16 protein-coding genes are annotated in these 14,761 nt (G+C 67.7%); 4 read left to right on the top strand and 12 right to left on the bottom strand.

From position 1 onward, the window contains the following. Nucleotides 1–116 precede the first annotated feature (116 nt). Complete coding sequence (locus Cte04_RS07775; RefSeq protein WP_066475400.1) at nucleotides 117–926, top strand: IclR family transcriptional regulator; 810 nt, start codon at nucleotides 117–119, stop codon at nucleotides 924–926. 111 nt (nucleotides 927–1,037) lie between these two features. On the opposite strand, the gene Cte04_RS07770 is transcribed toward Cte04_RS07775, so the two are convergent. From Cte04_RS07770 to Cte04_RS07730, 9 genes are all read right to left on the bottom strand, one after another. Next, entirely contained in the window at nucleotides 1,038–2,207 is a 1,170-nt protein-coding gene (locus Cte04_RS07770; protein ID WP_066474924.1) for an ABC transporter substrate-binding protein, read from the bottom strand. 200 nt (nucleotides 2,208–2,407) lie between these two features. Then, complete coding sequence (locus Cte04_RS07765; protein WP_066474923.1) at nucleotides 2,408–3,115, bottom strand: ABC transporter ATP-binding protein; 708 nt, start codon at nucleotides 3,113–3,115, stop codon at nucleotides 2,408–2,410. Beyond that, nucleotides 3,102–3,866 (bottom strand): ABC transporter ATP-binding protein, encoded by a 765-nt coding sequence (locus tag Cte04_RS07760; protein ID WP_066474921.1) that lies wholly within the window; start codon nucleotides 3,864–3,866, stop codon nucleotides 3,102–3,104. The genes Cte04_RS07765 and Cte04_RS07760 overlap by 14 nt, the downstream gene beginning before the upstream one ends. After that, nucleotides 3,853–4,827, bottom strand: coding sequence for a branched-chain amino acid ABC transporter permease (locus Cte04_RS07755; protein WP_066474914.1), 975 nt, complete (start codon nucleotides 4,825–4,827; stop codon nucleotides 3,853–3,855). Before Cte04_RS07755 ends, Cte04_RS07760 begins: the two co-directional genes overlap by 14 nt. A gap of 1 nt (nucleotide 4,828) precedes the next feature. Continuing rightward, the gene (locus tag Cte04_RS07750; RefSeq protein ID WP_066474907.1) at nucleotides 4,829–5,692 is read right to left on the bottom strand and encodes a branched-chain amino acid ABC transporter permease; all 864 of its coding nucleotides are present in this window, start codon (nucleotides 5,690–5,692) and stop codon (nucleotides 4,829–4,831) included. 308 nt (nucleotides 5,693–6,000) lie between these two features. Next, nucleotides 6,001–6,948, bottom strand: coding sequence for a LysR family transcriptional regulator (locus tag Cte04_RS07745; RefSeq protein WP_066474904.1), 948 nt, complete (start codon nucleotides 6,946–6,948; stop codon nucleotides 6,001–6,003). A gap of 73 nt (nucleotides 6,949–7,021) precedes the next feature. Next, nucleotides 7,022–8,008, bottom strand: a complete 987-nt coding sequence (locus Cte04_RS07740; RefSeq protein ID WP_066474902.1) for a YihY/virulence factor BrkB family protein — start codon at nucleotides 8,006–8,008, stop codon at nucleotides 7,022–7,024. Nucleotides 8,009–8,068: 60 nt separating this feature from the next. After that, complete coding sequence (locus Cte04_RS07735) at nucleotides 8,069–8,764, bottom strand: LrgB family protein (protein ID WP_066474900.1); 696 nt, start codon at nucleotides 8,762–8,764, stop codon at nucleotides 8,069–8,071. 2 nt (nucleotides 8,765–8,766) lie between these two features. Next, a complete protein-coding gene (locus Cte04_RS07730; RefSeq protein WP_083526558.1) occupies nucleotides 8,767–9,252 on the bottom strand; it encodes a CidA/LrgA family protein in 486 nt (161 codons plus the stop codon). A gap of 76 nt (nucleotides 9,253–9,328) precedes the next feature. On the opposite strand from Cte04_RS07730, the gene Cte04_RS07725 reads away from it, so the two are divergent. After that, the gene (locus tag Cte04_RS07725; protein WP_066474898.1) at nucleotides 9,329–10,213 is read left to right on the top strand and encodes a LysR family transcriptional regulator; all 885 of its coding nucleotides are present in this window, start codon (nucleotides 9,329–9,331) and stop codon (nucleotides 10,211–10,213) included. 114 nt (nucleotides 10,214–10,327) lie between these two features. After that, entirely contained in the window at nucleotides 10,328–10,948 is a 621-nt protein-coding gene (locus Cte04_RS07720) for a pseudouridine synthase (protein WP_066474895.1), read from the top strand. 5 nt (nucleotides 10,949–10,953) lie between these two features. On the opposite strand, the gene Cte04_RS07715 is transcribed toward Cte04_RS07720, so the two are convergent. The 3 genes from Cte04_RS07715 to argE all read right to left on the bottom strand — a co-directional run bounded on the left by Cte04_RS07715 (nucleotide 10,954) and on the right by argE (nucleotide 13,233). Then, a complete protein-coding gene (locus Cte04_RS07715) occupies nucleotides 10,954–11,310 on the bottom strand; it encodes a zinc ribbon domain-containing protein YjdM (protein ID WP_066474893.1) in 357 nt (118 codons plus the stop codon). 144 nt (nucleotides 11,311–11,454) lie between these two features. Next, nucleotides 11,455–11,949 carry a DUF3761 domain-containing protein gene (locus tag Cte04_RS07710; protein ID WP_066474890.1) on the bottom strand — a complete coding sequence of 165 codons (495 nt, stop codon included), beginning with the start codon at nucleotides 11,947–11,949 and terminating at the stop codon, nucleotides 11,455–11,457. A 132-nt stretch (nucleotides 11,950–12,081) separates the two neighbouring features. Beyond that, the gene (gene argE, locus Cte04_RS07705; protein WP_066474888.1) at nucleotides 12,082–13,233 is read right to left on the bottom strand and encodes an acetylornithine deacetylase; all 1,152 of its coding nucleotides are present in this window, start codon (nucleotides 13,231–13,233) and stop codon (nucleotides 12,082–12,084) included. Between the two features lie 189 nt (nucleotides 13,234–13,422). Here argE and Cte04_RS07700 point away from each other — a divergent pair, with 189 nt between their 5' ends. Further along, entirely contained in the window at nucleotides 13,423–14,718 is a 1,296-nt protein-coding gene (locus tag Cte04_RS07700; RefSeq protein WP_066474887.1) for an MFS transporter, read from the top strand. The last annotated feature ends 43 nt before the right edge of the window (nucleotides 14,719–14,761 follow it).

Raw genomic sequence — 14,761 nt, 5'->3', positions numbered from 1 at the left:
CGCGCTGCCGCCACCAAAGCCTGCCCGCCTTTGTGCGCGCAGGCTTTTTTGCCGCCGGACCGCATGCGTGGGGCTTTTTCCAGAGCGGCAGCCGCAGGCCTTTCCATAATGCGGCCATGCCCTCCTCGCTGCGCCCCGCCCCGGCTTCCGACCCGCTTGACCGACGCTTCGTGACCGCGCTGGCGCGCGGGCTGGAGGTGCTGTCGTGCTTTCGCTCGGGCGAAAAGCTGCTGGGCAACCAGGACATCGCCAGGCGCTGCGGCCTGCCCAAGTCCACGGTCTCGCGGCTGACCTATACGCTCACCGAGCTGGGCTACCTGATCCATGTGCCCGAGGAAGGCAAGTACCGCCTGGGCACGGCCACGCTGGCCCTGGGCAGCGCCATGCTCTCGCGCCTGGACGTGCGCCAGATCGCGCGGCCGCTGATGCACCGGCTGGCCGTGGCCACGCGCACCGAGGTCGCGCTGGGCACGCGCGACCGGCACAACATGATCTACATCGAGCACTGCCCCAGCCCCGGCTTTGCCCACCGCGACCTGGACATGGGCTCGCGCCTGCCGCTGGCGACCACGGCCATAGGCCGCGCCTGGCTGGCCGCCAGCACGGCCGCCGAGCGCCAGCAGGCGCTGGACTACCTGCGCTCGCATGCGCCCGAGCAATGGCAGGCCGCCATGGCGCAGCTGCCGCAATGGCCGCTGCCCGGCGATGCAAACCGCAGCCAGGTCTGCCACTCCTTTGGCGACTGGCAGAGCAACGTCAACGCCGTGGCCATGGCCTTCTCGCCGGGCCGCGGCCTGCCGCTGATGTCCATCAGCTGCGGCGGGCCCAGCCGCCTGGTCTCGGCCGACTTCCTGCGCCAGCGCGTGCAGCCCGAGCTGGAGCGCATGGTGCGCCGCCTGCAGAAGGCCATCGACCAGGCGGCCTGACAAAACAATAGCTGCCAGCGCTTGACAGTGAAAGGTTTCAAATGGATTTGCATATGAAATCTTCACCTGCCGTGCGCTGGCAGCTATGCTTTCAGCATCTTGCGCGATGGATCAATGCTCGGTCTGCACGGGCTCGATCTTGCCGTTCTTGACCGCGGCGCCGCGCTCGCGGGTCAGGGTGCCGCCCTTAGCATCCACGCCCATCACGCCGCCGGGGTTGACGTCGGCCGCCAGCGCCTTGTAGGCCGCGTCGAGCTTGGCATGGATGGCCTTGGGGTCCGAGGTGGTGCCGGCCAGCTGCATGGCCTTGGCCGTGGCATGCACGGCCGTGTAGTTCCATTGCGCCTCCGAGCCCGGGATGCGGCCCGGATAGGCCTTGCCGAAGCGCTGCACGAAGGCCTGGTTGGCCGGCTTGCTGTCCTCGGAGACCGGCATCACGCCGATGGCGCCCTCGAGCACCTTGTAGTCGCCGCCCAGCACGCGCGCCATCTCGTCGAGCTTGGCCTGGTCCATGATGATGAAGCCGCCCTTGAAGCCCAGCTCGCGCGCCTGCTTGACGACCAGGGCCGTGGGCTCGGAGGCGCCGCCGACGAACAGCACGTCGGGCTTTTCGGCCAGGGCCTTGCTCACGCCGCTGTAGAAGTCCGTGGCGCGGTTGTAGCTCATGGGATTCTCGGCCACCACGGTGCCGCCCAGCTTCTCCCAGCCGGGCTTGAAGGCCGCGGCCCAGGCCTTGCCGTAGTCATGGTCGGCGCCGATCATGGCCACCTTCTTGCCGAAGCGCTCCATCTCGTACTTGGAAAACGGCGTGATGTAGGAGGTGAATTCGGGCGGAATGCGCAGCGTGAGCTTGTTGCCGCGCGCCGTGATCTGGGGCACGGAGCTGTAGGCCAGAACGATGAAGTTGCTGCGCTCGTTGGTGGTCTGCAGCGCGAAGATGCCGCCCGAGTGCGGCACCAGGATGGCCGCAGTCTTGTGCTGCTGCACCAGGCGCTGGGCGTTGATGGCGGTCTCGGACGGGTTGTACTTGTCGTCCAGCGCCACGATCTCGAACCTGACCTTCTTGCCGCCCACTTCGGGGCCGGCCGCGTTGAGCTCGGCCACGGCCATCTGCATGCCGTCGAGCACGTTCTTGCCGTACTGCGCGGCGCCGCCGGACAGCGGGCCCGAATAGCCGATCTTGACCACTTCCTGCGCCAGCGCGGGGCCTGCGGCCAGCAAGGCGCCGGCCAGGGCCACGGCGGTCATGCGGCGGCGGGTGAACAGGGGAAATGCTGTCATGTCTGTCTCCTTTGCAAATGGTCGTGTCGCGTGAAAAAAAACCGTAAAAGGCCACTGAGCGCCGAGCTTTGCTCCGGACACGGCCCTTGCCAGAGACGCCCAGCAAGGGCCTGTGCCGGCCGCGCCGCCCCGCAGCGAGGGCGTCGTCCCCCTCCCGCGCAGCGAGAGAGGGGGGAAGCTGCGCGGCAGCTCAGGGGGTGTCAGGCTCCTATATAAGCCTTGCGGATGGAGTCATCCGCGAGCAGCTCCGCAGGCACGCCCTCGCGCACGATGCGGCCGTTTTCCAGCACATAGGCGCGGTGGGCGATCTTGAGCGCCGCATAGGCGTTCTGCTCGGCCAGCAGCACCGTGGTGCCGGCCCGGTTGATGCGCTGTATGACCTCGAACATCTGCTTGATCACCAGCGGCGCCAGGCCCAGCGAGGGTTCGTCCAGCAGCAGCGCGCGGGGCCGGCCCATCATGGCGCGGCCTATGGCCACCATCTGCTGCTGGCCGCCCGACAGCGAGCCGGCGGGGTCGTGCTGCTTGTCGCGCAGGATGGGAAACAGCTCGAACACTTCCTCCAGCGTCTGCTGGCTGGGGCCGGGGTCGCACCGGTGCACATAGGCGCCCAGCTCCAGGTTCTTGCGCACCGTCATCTGCGGGAACAGCTTGCGCCCCTCGGGGCACTGCACCAGCCCGGCCTGCACGATGGCCGAGGGCTTGCGCCCCACCAGTTCCTGCCCCTGCCAGGCGATGGAGCCGCCCGCGGCCTTGTGGATGCCGCTGGCCGTGAGGAACAGCGAGCTCTTGCCCGCGCCGTTGGCGCCCAGCAGCACCACCAGCTCGCCCTGGTCCGCATGCAGGCTGACGCGGTCCAGCGCCAGGAAGCTGCCGTATTTCAGCGAGACGTTCTCAAACTTCAGCATGCTCGCTCCCCAGGTAGGCGTCGATCACGGCCGGGTTGCGGCGGATTTCCTCGGGCGTGCCCTCGGCGATCTTCTCGCCGTAGCTGAGCACCAGGATCTTGTCGGCCAGGCTCATGATCATGTTCATCTTGTGCTCGATCAGCGCCACCGTGATGCCGTGGCGCACGATCTTGCGGATCAGCTCGGCCAGGCCCTCGGTCTCCTCGGGGTTGACGCCGCCGGCGGGCTCGTCGAGCAGCATCAGCCGGGGATCGGTGGCCAGCGCCAGCGCGAAGGCCACGCGCTTGCGCTCCTCCTGCGTGATGTCGCCGGCCACGCGGTGGGCGATGCGGGACAGGCCCACGAAGTCCAGCGCCTCACGCGCCTTCTCGCGGCACACGCGCTCTTCCTCGCGCAGGCGGCTGGAGCCGCGCAGCACATCCCACAGGCCCGAGCGCGTGCGCAGGCGGTGGCCCACGATGAGGTTGTCCAGCACCGTGGCGCGGTCGAACAGCGAGGTGGTCTGAAAGGTGCGCGCAATGCCCAGCCGCGCCACCTGGTCCGGGCGCAGCGAGGTCACGTCCTGCCCGTCGAAGGTGATGGTGCCGCTGGTGGGCTTGTGCATGGAGCTGATGAGGTTGAAGAAGGTGGTCTTGCCCGCGCCGTTGGGGCCGATGATGGCGTTGACCTTGCCCTCCTCGATGGTGGTGGTGACGTCGTTCACGGCGGCCAGGCCGCCGAACTTCTTGGTCAGGCGTTCAATCTTGAGCATGGGGCTTGCCCTCCTTCGCATCGCGGCGCGCACGCCACTGCAGAAAACTGCCGACCACGCCGTACGGCAGGAAGATCACCAGCGCCACGAGGATCGGTCCGAAGACGATGAAGCGGTACTCCTGCAGGAACTGCAGCGACTGCGTGAGCCAGGGCATGGCGATGGCGCCCAGCAGCGGCCCCAGCACCGTGCCCATGCCGCCGACCATGGCGAAGATCATCATGTCGAAGGTGTGGTGCACGCCGGCCATGTCGGGGCCGATGAAGCGCACGAAGCCCGCGTACATCCCGCCCGCGATGCCCGCGTAGAACACGCTGAGCATGAAGGCCAGCACCTTGTTGCGCATGAGGTTGATGCCCAGGGCCTCGGCCAGCTCGTCGCTGTTGCGGATGGCGATGAAGGTGCGGCCCAGCAGCGACTTGACGATGCGCCGCATCACCCACACCAGCACCACCAGGAAGAAAAGCACGAGGTAGTACAGGCGTACCGGCGTGTCGAAGGTGAGCGCGCCGATGGCCTCGGGCTCGGGGATGCCCATGATGCCCACCGTGCCGTGGGTCAGGCTTTCCCACTTCTCGATCACGAGGAACATGATGTAGCCCACGCACAGCGTGAAGATGGAGAAGTAGTGGCCCTTCAGGCGCAGCGAGACGATGCCGATCACATAGCCCAGGGCCGCGCAGACCAGGCCCGACATGGCCAGCGCGGCCCAGAAGGTCCATCCGTGGTCCACCGTGAGAATGCCCACCGTGTAGGCCCCCACGGCCATGAAGCCCGCGTGCGCGAGGTTGAGCTGGCCCGTGTAGCCGGTGATCAGGTTCAGGCCCAGCGTGGCGATGGCGAAGATGTAGGCCGTGCTCATCACCGTGAGGTGGTAGTCGTTGCCCGCCACCCAGGGAAAGGCGATGGCCGCCGCCAGCAGCAGCGCCCAGGCCAGTCGGCTGTCGATCAGGTTCTTCATCTCAGCGGCTCCTCTTGGCAAACAGCCCTTGGGGGCGCAGCGACAGAATGACGACCAGCAGCACGAAGGCGATGATGTCCTTGTAGTCGGTGGAGATGTAGTAGGCGCCGAAGCTCTCGGCGAAGCCGATGATCAGCCCGCCCAGCACGGCGCCCGGAATGCTGCCCATGCCGCCCAGGATGATGATCACGAAGGCCTTGGTGATGACCAGGTGGCCCATGGCCGGATAGACCAGGTTGATGGGCGCGTACAGCGTGGCGGCCGCGGCGGCCAGCAGGCCCGAGATGGCGAAGGTCATCATGGACACGCGGTTCGCGTCTATGCCCACCAGCGAGGCGCCTTCGCGGTTCTGCGCCATGGCCACGATGGTCGAGCCCGTCACGGTGCGCGTCAGGAACAGGTGCAGGGCCACCATCAGCGCAAAGGCCGCGGCGATGATCAGCAGGCGCTGGGCGGGTACCGTCAGCCCGCCCATCTCGATGATGCTGGTGTAGGGCGTGGGCATGCGCTGGAAGTCCGCGCCCCACAGTACCTGGGCGCCGGCCTCCAGGAACAGCAGCAGGCCGATGGAGGCTATCTTGGGATGCAGCGGCGAAGCCTTGCGCAGCGGGTTGAACACCAGCCGCTCGCTCGCGATGCCCAGTACGGCCACCGCCACCGCGGCCATCAGCAGCGCCGGCCAGTAGCCCCAGCTCCAGGCCACCATGGCATGCAGGGCGACGAAGGCGCCGATCATGTAAAAGCCCCCGTGGGCGAAGTTGGGCACGTGCAGGATGCCGTACACCAGCGTCAGCCCCAGGGCCACCAAACCGTAGATGCCGCCCAATGTCAGCCCATTGAGCACCTGTTGCAGAAAGACGTCCATCACGCCTCCCTGTGCCGGGAAATCCGCCAGCCCCCGGGCCGGCGGATCGAGGTGTTGTCACGCATGCTTGTCTCCCTAGTGGTCCGGAACCTGTTCCCGGCCTCCGCGCGGGGGCGCGAAGCGCGTGGAACCGTTCTCATGCAGTGCGGCTTTTGCGCATCTGCCGGGCCAGCTTAGAGGGCGCTATTTGCGATCAACAAGAGGAAGATTCTGCAGTGCGGAATTCATGGGGCAAACCCCGAGCAATCGGAGGCCCGTGGAGTAACGCAGATGACAGCCCCGGGCGCACCAGGGCCCGGGCCGCCGGTTCACTGCGTGAGCGGCAGCGTGGGGAATTCGGCCGGCAGGACGCCGGCGATGTTGCCGCGCGTGTTCTCCACGAGAAAGTCCAGGAACGCCCGCACGCGCGCGGGCATGAACTTGCGCGAGGGCAGCGTGGCGTAGAGCGTGAACACGCCGCTGGTCCATTGCGGCAGCACATGGCACAGGCTGCCCGCGCTCAGGTGGCGGGCGATCAGGTCCAGCGGCTGGGTGCTGATGCCCGCGCCGTCCAGCGTGGCGCGCAGCAGCGTACCCGTGTGGTTGGCCACCAGCACCGGCGTCACCGTCACGGGGACCTCCTCGCGCAGATCGTCGATGCGGTGCATGTGCAGCAGGTCGCCGCGCGTCAGGTGGGAGCGGCGCAGCAGCACCTGGTGGCCGCTCAGGTCGCTGGGGTGCAGCGGCGTGCCGAACTTGCGCAGGTACTCGGGCGAGGCGCAGGCCAGGCCATAGGTGCTGACGATGGGGCGCGCGATCACGTTGCCGTTGTAGCCCTCGGACACGCTCAGGAAGGTGATGTCGTACTCGCCGATCGCTGCCTCGGTGGCCGATTCCACGAACACGTCGATGATGACCTTGGGGTACTGCGCATGGAACTGCGTGATCAGCGGCGCCAGCACGTGCTCGGCAAAGACCGGGGGCATGAGCACGCGCACCGTGCCCGACAGCTCCACCGTGTGCGCCTGGGCCATGGAGAACGCGTCGTCCACATCGCTGATGATGCCGCGCACGCGCTCCAGGTAGGCCTCGCCGGCCTCGGTCAGGCTCACGCTGCGCGTGGTGCGCTGCAGCAGGCGCGTGCCCAGGTGCTCTTCCAGGTCGGCCACCAGCCGCGTGACGGTGGGCACGGACATGTCCAGGCGCCGGGCGGCGGCGGAAAAGCCGCCTTCGTCGGCCACGGACTGGAACACCCGCATGGTCAGCAAACGATCCATGATGCTTGTTATTGTGGTGAATGAAAAACAATAGCGGCTTGCGCAGGATGGCAGAGCGCGAATGCCGCATTTTTCATATATTTTCGCCCGCGTGACCGGGCTGCGGGCCGTTGCCCTGGGCCGGCTTGTCCTGCGCGTCGCCGTCCCGCCCGCGCCAGAGATGGGCCACGCGCATGTCGCAGCGGCTGCAGGCCTTGGCCGTGGCGGCCGAGAACAGCAGGATGGCCGAGGTGAAGTAGAACCACATCAGCACCACCACCAGCGAGCCCGCCGCACCATAGGCCGAGACCACGGCCGCCGTGGACAGGTACCAGGCCAGCCCCTGCTTGCCCAGCGTGAACAGCACGGCCCCGACCACGGCGCCCCACAGCAGATGGCGCACACGCGGCTTGATGCCCTGGCCGATGCGCATCAGGCCCAGGAACAGGATGACCTCGATGACGAAGGACACGCTTTCGTTGATGACCCGCAGCAGCGGCCCCAGCGGCACCAGCTGCAGCTGGTCTCCGGCCCATTTGGTGACCAGCTGGATCATGGTGGACAGCAGCATGGACACCAGCAGCAGAAAGCCCAGCCCGCCCACATAGGACAGGCCGCGCACGCGCGCCATGGCCAGGCTCCACCAGGCGGCCCGCTGCCGCACCAGCGGGGGCTCGCCCACGCTCCAGAGCTTTTCGAGCGAGGCCTGCAGCTCCACGAACACGCCGGTGGCGCCGGACACCATCATGACCAGGCCCAGCGCGGACGCCAGCGAGCCCTCGTCCGCGCGCCTGGCGCTGGACAGCGCGCCCTGCACCACCTGGGCGACGCGCTCGCCGGCCACGCCCTGCACCTGCCCGATCAGCGTGCTTTCCACGTAGCTGCGGTCCAGCCACCAGCCCAGCAGGCCGACGACCACCACCAGCAGCGGGGCCAGGCTCAGAATGCCGTAGAACGACATGGCGGCGCTCATGCGCGGGCCGCCGGCCTGCAGCCAGAGCTCGGTGGCATCGATCAGCGGCTGCACGGGCCGCAGCAGGGGTTGGGCGCGCCTTTGCAGCGAGGAGAGGTCAAAAGCCATGCCGGCTATTGTCTGCCGCGCCATCTGCGCGGCCTGTCAGAAGGGGCCGCTCCTGGGCCGTCAGAACAGCAGGCTGCGCACCCAGGGCGCGATCAGCACATTGAGCGCGCCGGCGATCATCATCACCAGCGAGGCGACCACGGCCTGCACCTCGCCCGCCTGGCGCGCCTTGGCCACGCCGGCGCCGTGCGCCGCAGCGCCGAAGAGGGAGCCCGCGGCCAGCTTGCTGCGCACCCGGGGCAGCAGACGCAGCACGGTCTCGCCCATGAGCATGCCGCTCACGCCGGTCATCAGCACGAACAGCGCGGCCAGGTCGGTGGGGCCGCCGAGCACGCGCTCGGCCTCGATGGCGAAAGGCGTGGTCACCGAGCGCACGGCCAGGCCCTTTTGCAGCGCGTCCGACAGGCCGAACCAGTGGGCCAGCAGCACCGTGGTGCCGATGGAAACCACGCTGGCCACCACCACGCCCGTGGCAATGGACATCCAGTGCCTGGCCAGCATGCCGCGGTGCTCGTACAGCGGCAGCGCGAAGGCCACCGTGGTCGGGCCCAGCAGCCAGACCAGCCAGTGCGTCTGGGCGATGTACTGCGGATAGCTCACATGGGTGAGCAGCGCCAGGCCGATGAGAACAATGGGCGTGGCCACGATGGGCATGAGCAGCGGATGCGGATGCCGGCGGTACAGCCGCTTGTTGGCCCAGTAGCAGCCCACCGTGGCCAGCAGGGAGACGACGCCTATCACCTGGTTGGAAAGCATGGCTACACCCCCGCGTGGAAAGCCGCCCGGCCCGCATGGCGCGTGGAGCGGCGCCGCGCCAGCCACAGCTCCAGCCGGTAGACGCGGTCCACGGCCAGCGCCGTGGCGGCCATCACGCAGGCCGTGCTGGTGACGATCACGGCCAGGATGCGCCAGCCCTGGTGAAGGATCAGGTCCGGATACTCGGTGACCACCAGCATGGCGGGCACGAAGAACAGCAGCATCTCGGCCAGCAGCCAGTTGGTGCCGCCCTGCAGCCAGCGCGCCTTGACCAGGCCGGTGAACAGCCCCACGGCCAGCAGCGCAAAGCCGATCAGCCCGGCCGGCATGCTCCAGCCCAAGCGCTGGCGCGCCATGTCCACGGCCAGCCAGATCGTGCTCAGCAGCGCGATCTGCAGCACCACCTTGGCGGCCTGCAGGGCTGCGCGTGCCCCGATGGGCAGGCGCGGCCGCCCGCCGGCCGCAGAGTCATCCAATGTTTTCGACATGGATCGAGTATAGGGTTTACACCAATATTCTAAAAATGAATTATTCTCATTTTTTCGATGCAACAAAGGAATATCCATGGATCTGCGCGCCCTGCGCTACTTCATCGAGGTCGTCCGGCAAAACGGCTTCACCCGCGCCGCACAGTCGCTGCACGTCACCCAGCCCACGATCAGCAAGATGGTCAAGTCGCTGGAGGACGAGCTGGGCGGCCCGCTGCTGCTGCGCGAGGGCCGCGGCGTGCAGCTCACCGATGCCGGCCGCGTGGTGTACGAGCGTGGCTGCGGCGTGCTGGACCAGGCCCGGTTGCTGCGCCAGGAGGTGGCCGAGGTGGACGGCATTGCGCGCGGCGAGCTGTCCGTGGGCATCCTGCCATCGTTCGGGCACTACATGGCGCCGGTGATCGCGCGCTACCAGCAGCGCCATCCGGGCGTCACCCTGCAGGTGGACGAACAGGGCGCCCAGGCCCAGCGCCAGCGCGTGCTGGACGGCACGCTGGACATGGCCCTCGGTCTGTTCAACGGCAGCGAAGCCGGGCTGGAGAGCTATACGCTGGCGCGCCAGCACACCCGCGTGGCGCTGGCGGCCCATCGCGTCAGGAATCCCGAACAGCCCATGCGCTGGAGCGACCTGCGCGACCTGCCGTTCGTGCTCTACACCTCGGGCTTTGCGCTGCACGACGCCGTGCTCGAGCAATGTGCGGCCGCGGGCTTCGAGCCGCAGGTCAAGCTGCAGACGCGCTACTGGGACTTCATCGGCGACCTGGTGGCCGCCGACGTGGGCGTGGCCGTGATGTTCGAGCATGTGATCGCCCAGTACGATCCGGCCCGCGTCTCCAGCCGCCCGTTGATCGCCCCGGCGCTGGGCTGGGACGTGGTGCTGATGTGGCGCAGCGGCTACCTGTCGCGCGCGGCGCGCGCCTTCCTGGATTGCGCCCGCGAAATCTATCCGCAGCAGCCCTGAAAAAAGCATAGCTGCCCGCACTGGATGGACAAGCGCTTGCGGCATGTTTGGCCTCTGTTCCGCAATATCCGTTCAGCGCCATGCCGCCCTGGCGCAGGCTATGCTCGCGCTCCCATGCCTTCCCGTTTTCCACCTCCTTCCCGCCGCCCTGGCCGCCTCCTGAATGCGCCCGCGGCCGGGCCGCAGGAGCCGCTGCGGCTGCTGTGCTTCAACAAACCTTACGGCGTGCTCAGCCAGTTCACGCCCGAAGGGCGCTGGCAGGGGCTCAAGGACTGGATCGCCGTGCCCGGCGTGCACGCGGCAGGCCGGCTGGATGCCGACAGCGAAGGCCTGCTGCTGCTGACCAACAACGGCCCCTTGCAGGCCCGCATCGCCGATCCGCGCCACAAGATGGAAAAGACCTACTGGGTGCAGGTCGAGGGCATTCCCGACGAAGCCGCGCTGCAGGCCCTGCGCGACGGCGTACAGCTGCGCGACGGCATGACGCTGCCGGCCAGGGCGCGCCGGCTGGAGCCCGCGCCCGCGCTGTGGGAGCGCGAGCCGCCGATACGCGTACGCCAGAACATTCCGGACTGCTGGATCGAGCTTGTCATCCGCGAGGGCAAGAACCGGCAGGTGCGCCGCATGACGGCCGCCGTCGGCCATCCCACGCTGCGGCTGGTGCGCGTGGCCATAGGCCCGTATTCGATCGACGGGCTGGCGCCGGGCCAGTGGAAGGACGCGGCGCCGGCCTGAGCCGTTCAGGCCTTCTTGAGGAATTCGGACTTGAGCAGCATGGAGCCCAGCTCGGTCCTGCAGTCCACGTTGTGGCCGTCTGCGCCGTCGACCAGGCGGATGCCCTTGATCTTGCTGCCCTTCTTGAGCACCGAGGACGAGCCCTTGACCTTGAGGTCCTTGACCAGGATCACGGCATCGCCGTCGGCCAGCGCATTGCCGTTGGCATCGCGCACGATGCCGTCGCCCGCGCCGGCGTCGCCCTCTTCCTCAGCGGCCTGCACAGGCCATTCGAAGGCGCAGTCGGGGCAGATATAGCTGGCGCCGTCGGCATAGGTGTTCTCAAGGCCGCACTGGGGGCAGGCCGGAATCGTCTGGGACATGGGAGGACCGGGAAGCAGTGAATGGAAAAGGGCGCGAAGCGCGCCCGACCCGGTGATTGTCGCCGCTGCGGGCCGGCCGGGATCTTTCCGCGCCGGAAACACCGCCCCGCCCGGGGCAGTGCCTGCACATATGCGGCAGAGATGTCAGGAGCAGGCCTTGTTGCGCGAGGCATGCATGCCGGCCGCCTTGGCCTCGGCCTCGGTCATGTACTTGCCGTTCTTGGTCGTGCCGTAGTAGCGGTCGCCCTGGCAGTGGTAGACCTTGGTGTTCTCGTTGGCCCAGACCATGCCGGGGCCGCCGCCGGGAGCCGGGGTCGCGGCAGGTGCCTTGGCCGACTTGGCGGCCGGCGCGGCCGCTGGGGCTGCCGCCGCTGCGGGGGCCGCGGCCTTGGCTGCCGGAGCCGCTGCGGCAGGCGCGGCAGCGGGAGCCGCGCCGGCGGCCTTGGCCGTGGCGTCCTTGTCTATGCCCTTGTGCCCCTTGCAGGCGCCCTTGGACGTGGCCGCACTCGTCGTGCTGCCGTCCTTGCACACAAAGGTCTGCGTGCCGGCCGCTGCCGGCGCCGCCGGGGTCTGGGCAAAGCTTGCAAACGAACCAGTCATCAAGGCCGAGGCCAGCCAAACTTTCCAGATGTTGCGCATAGATCCGCTCCTAGCGAGGTCTTCGTCACAAAGGCGTGACCCGCACATGCTGCTACGAGCGCCGGCAAACGGCAAGCCGGCCGAAACCGGGGAAAACCGCAGGACACAGCCGGGGAAACCGGCGCTCCAGGTCTACAGCGACCGGCCCAGCTTGCGCAGGAAGCGCTCGCAGGCATCGAGCTGGGACAGCTCCACGAATTCGTTGGGCTTGTGGGCCTGCTCGATGGAACCCGGGCCGCAGACCACGGTGGGAATGCCGGCGTTGTGGAACAGGCCGGCCTCGGTGCCATAGGCCACCTTGCGCTTGTCCTGGTCGGCCGTCAGCGCGCGCACCAGCTGGGTGATGGCGGCCTCTTCCGAAGCCTCGAGGGCCGGCGCGCTGGCACCGGCCTCGATATCGATGCGCGCCTCGGCATATTCGCTGCGCATGCGCGGCAGCAGCTCTTCGCGCACATAGGCCTCGACCTGGCTCTGGATGCCGTCCACCGACATGCCCGGCAGGTTGCGGAACTCGTAGGCGAATTCGCAGAACTCGGGAATGGTATTCACCGCAATGCCGCCCTGGATCTGGTTGGTCGTCATGGTGGTGAAGGGCACGTCGTAGAACTCGTCGTACGGGCCGTGCGCCTTGAAGTGGTCGGCGATGTCGCGGATGCGGCAGATCAGGCGCGCCGCATACTCGATGGCATTGCTGCCGCGCGGCGTCAGCGAGGAATGCGCGGCCTTGCCGTGGACGCGGCAGCGGTACAGGTTGATGCCCTTGTGCGCCACCACCACCTGCATGCTCGTGGGCTCTCCCACGACACAGCCGTCGAACTTCGCGCCGCGCAGCTTGAGCGCGTTGATCATCACGGGCGCGCCCGCGCAGCCAACTTCCTCATCATAGGAAAAGGCCAGGTGGATGGGCTTGGCGCGCGGCATGGCCAGGAACTCGGGCACCAGCGCCAGCGAGGCGGCGATGAAGCCCTTCATGTCGCAGCTGCCGCGACCGTACAGGCGCGCTTCGCGCTCCACCAGGGTGAACGGGTCGGTGTCCCACTGCTGGCCGTCCACGGGCACCACGTCGGTGTGGCCCGAGAGCACGATGCCGCCTTCGGTGCTGCCGTCCTGCGCAGGCAGGGTGGCGAACAGATTGGCCTTGTCGCCATCGGGCGAGCGCATGAGCTCGGCCTGTATGCCCTGGGTGGCCAGCGCATCGCGCACGCATTCGATCAGGGCCAGGTTGGAATTGCGGCTGGTGGTGTCGAAGGACACCAGTTTCTCCAGCCATTGGCGGGTGTTCATCCAAGTCATGTTCGTTCTCTGAATCCTGCACCTTCCTGATGGGCGGGAAGCCGGCGGCGCCGCTGCGGTCAGTGCTTATGAAAAGTGTAAGTGCTCTCACCTATGCTGTAAGGCAAACGCAAAGGCCACCATACTGGCTGTCGGCCTTTGCGGTCCCGCCTCCGCGCCCCTTTCAACAGGACAACCCAAGTGACAACGCACACCGTATCGAAGCGCAACATCGTTGCCGCCGTGATTGGCAATGCCCTGGAGTGGTATGACTTCCTGGTCTTCGCCTTCATGACACCCATCGTGGCCAAGCTGTTCTTCCCCAGCAATCCCGACAATCCGGACGACAACATCAACCAGATCCTGATGACCACGGCCGTGTTCGGCGTGGGCTTTTTCATGCGTCCGGTGGGCGGCATCCTGCTGGGCCTGTACGGCGACCGCAAGGGCCGCAAGGCCGCCATGGTGCTGGTGACCATGCTGATGGCCGTGGCCATCGCACTGATCACCCTGGCGCCGACCTATGCGGCCGTGGGCATCCTGGCGCCGCTGTTCATCGTGCTGGCCCGCCTGCTGCAGGGCTTTGCGGCCGGCGGCGAATTCGGCACCTCCACGGCGCTGCTGATCGAGCTGGCGCCGCCCGGCAAGCGCGGCTTCTACGGCTCCTGGCAGATGACGGGCCAGATGCTGGCCCTCTTGATCGGCGCGGCCACGGGCACGCTGATCACCGAGCTGTTCACGCAGGAGCAGCTCATGGGCTGGGCCTGGCGCCTGCCGTTCGCCGTGGGCCTGCTCATCGTGCCGGTGGCCATCTACATCCGCCGCCACGTGGAGGAGCCCGAGGTCTTCAAGCAGCTGCAGGCGGAGCAGCAAAGCGGCAAGGTGCGCCAGATGGGCCTGCTGGAAATGCTGCGCACCCATGCGCGCGAGACCCTGGTGGGCATGGGCCTGGTGGTGACGGCCACGGTCTCCATCTACATCACCTTCACCTACCTCGTGACCTACTCCACGGTGACGCTCAAGCTGCCCATACACGACGCCTTCCTCGTGCAGATGGCGGGCGCGGCGCTGATGGTGGTGCTGATGCCGTTCATGGGCGCGCTGTCCGACCGCATCGGCCGCCGCGGCATGACCATTGCCTCGCTGATCGGCTACCTGGCCGTGCTCTACCCCATGTACTCCTGGCTCACCGATGGACCCACGGTGCACAAGCTGCTGGTCACGCAGATCGTGGTCTGCCTGTTCGTGGCCATGTTCTTCAGCGTGTTCAGCACCGTCATGGCCGAGCTGTTCCCGCCCCATGTGCGCTCGGTCGGCATGTCCATGGCGTACAACATCGCCGTCATGGTGTTCGGGGGCTTCGCCCAGTTCATCGTCACCTGGCTGATCCGCTCCACGGGCTCGCCCATGGCGCCGGCCTTCTACGTGATGTTCGGCGTGGCGCTGGGCGCCATTGCCTCGTTCTTCATCCACGCCCGCGCCCACGAGCAGAGCTGAGCGCCGGCCCGCGGCAGCAGCCGCACCCGCCAAAAGCCAAGGC

The organism is Comamonas terrae, assembly GCF_001544075.1.
GTDB classification, from domain to species: Bacteria; Pseudomonadota; Gammaproteobacteria; order Burkholderiales; family Burkholderiaceae_C; genus Comamonas; species Comamonas terrae.
This window is presented reverse-complemented; position numbering and strand designations above follow the sequence as displayed.

Excerpts from the sequence above, each read along its gene's own strand:
- Cte04_RS07765 (WP_066474923.1), bottom strand. The coding sequence starts at position 3,115 with ATGCTGAAGTTTGAGAACGTCTCGCTGAAATACGGCAGCTTCCTGGCG.
- Cte04_RS07720 (WP_066474895.1), top strand. The coding sequence starts at position 10,328 with ATGCCTTCCCGTTTTCCACCTCCTTCCCGCCGCCCTGGCCGCCTCCTG.
- argE (WP_066474888.1), bottom strand. The coding sequence starts at position 13,233 with ATGAACACCCGCCAATGGCTGGAGAAACTGGTGTCCTTCGACACCACC.
- Cte04_RS07735 (WP_066474900.1), bottom strand. The coding sequence starts at position 8,764 with ATGCTTTCCAACCAGGTGATAGGCGTCGTCTCCCTGCTGGCCACGGTG.
- Cte04_RS07725 (WP_066474898.1), top strand. The coding sequence starts at position 9,329 with ATGGATCTGCGCGCCCTGCGCTACTTCATCGAGGTCGTCCGGCAAAAC.
- Cte04_RS07730 (WP_083526558.1), bottom strand. The coding sequence starts at position 9,252 with ATGTCGAAAACATTGGATGACTCTGCGGCCGGCGGGCGGCCGCGCCTG.
- Cte04_RS07740 (WP_066474902.1), bottom strand. The coding sequence starts at position 8,008 with ATGGCTTTTGACCTCTCCTCGCTGCAAAGGCGCGCCCAACCCCTGCTG.
- Cte04_RS07750 (WP_066474907.1), bottom strand. The coding sequence starts at position 5,692 with ATGGACGTCTTTCTGCAACAGGTGCTCAATGGGCTGACATTGGGCGGC.
- Cte04_RS07760 (WP_066474921.1), bottom strand. The coding sequence starts at position 3,866 with ATGCTCAAGATTGAACGCCTGACCAAGAAGTTCGGCGGCCTGGCCGCC.
- Cte04_RS07770 (WP_066474924.1), bottom strand. The coding sequence starts at position 2,207 with ATGACAGCATTTCCCCTGTTCACCCGCCGCCGCATGACCGCCGTGGCC.
- Cte04_RS07775 (WP_066475400.1), top strand. The coding sequence starts at position 117 with ATGCCCTCCTCGCTGCGCCCCGCCCCGGCTTCCGACCCGCTTGACCGA.
- Cte04_RS07755 (WP_066474914.1), bottom strand. The coding sequence starts at position 4,827 with ATGAAGAACCTGATCGACAGCCGACTGGCCTGGGCGCTGCTGCTGGCG.
- Cte04_RS07745 (WP_066474904.1), bottom strand. The coding sequence starts at position 6,948 with ATGGATCGTTTGCTGACCATGCGGGTGTTCCAGTCCGTGGCCGACGAA.
- Cte04_RS07710 (WP_066474890.1), bottom strand. The coding sequence starts at position 11,949 with ATGCGCAACATCTGGAAAGTTTGGCTGGCCTCGGCCTTGATGACTGGT.
- Cte04_RS07715 (WP_066474893.1), bottom strand. The coding sequence starts at position 11,310 with ATGTCCCAGACGATTCCGGCCTGCCCCCAGTGCGGCCTTGAGAACACC.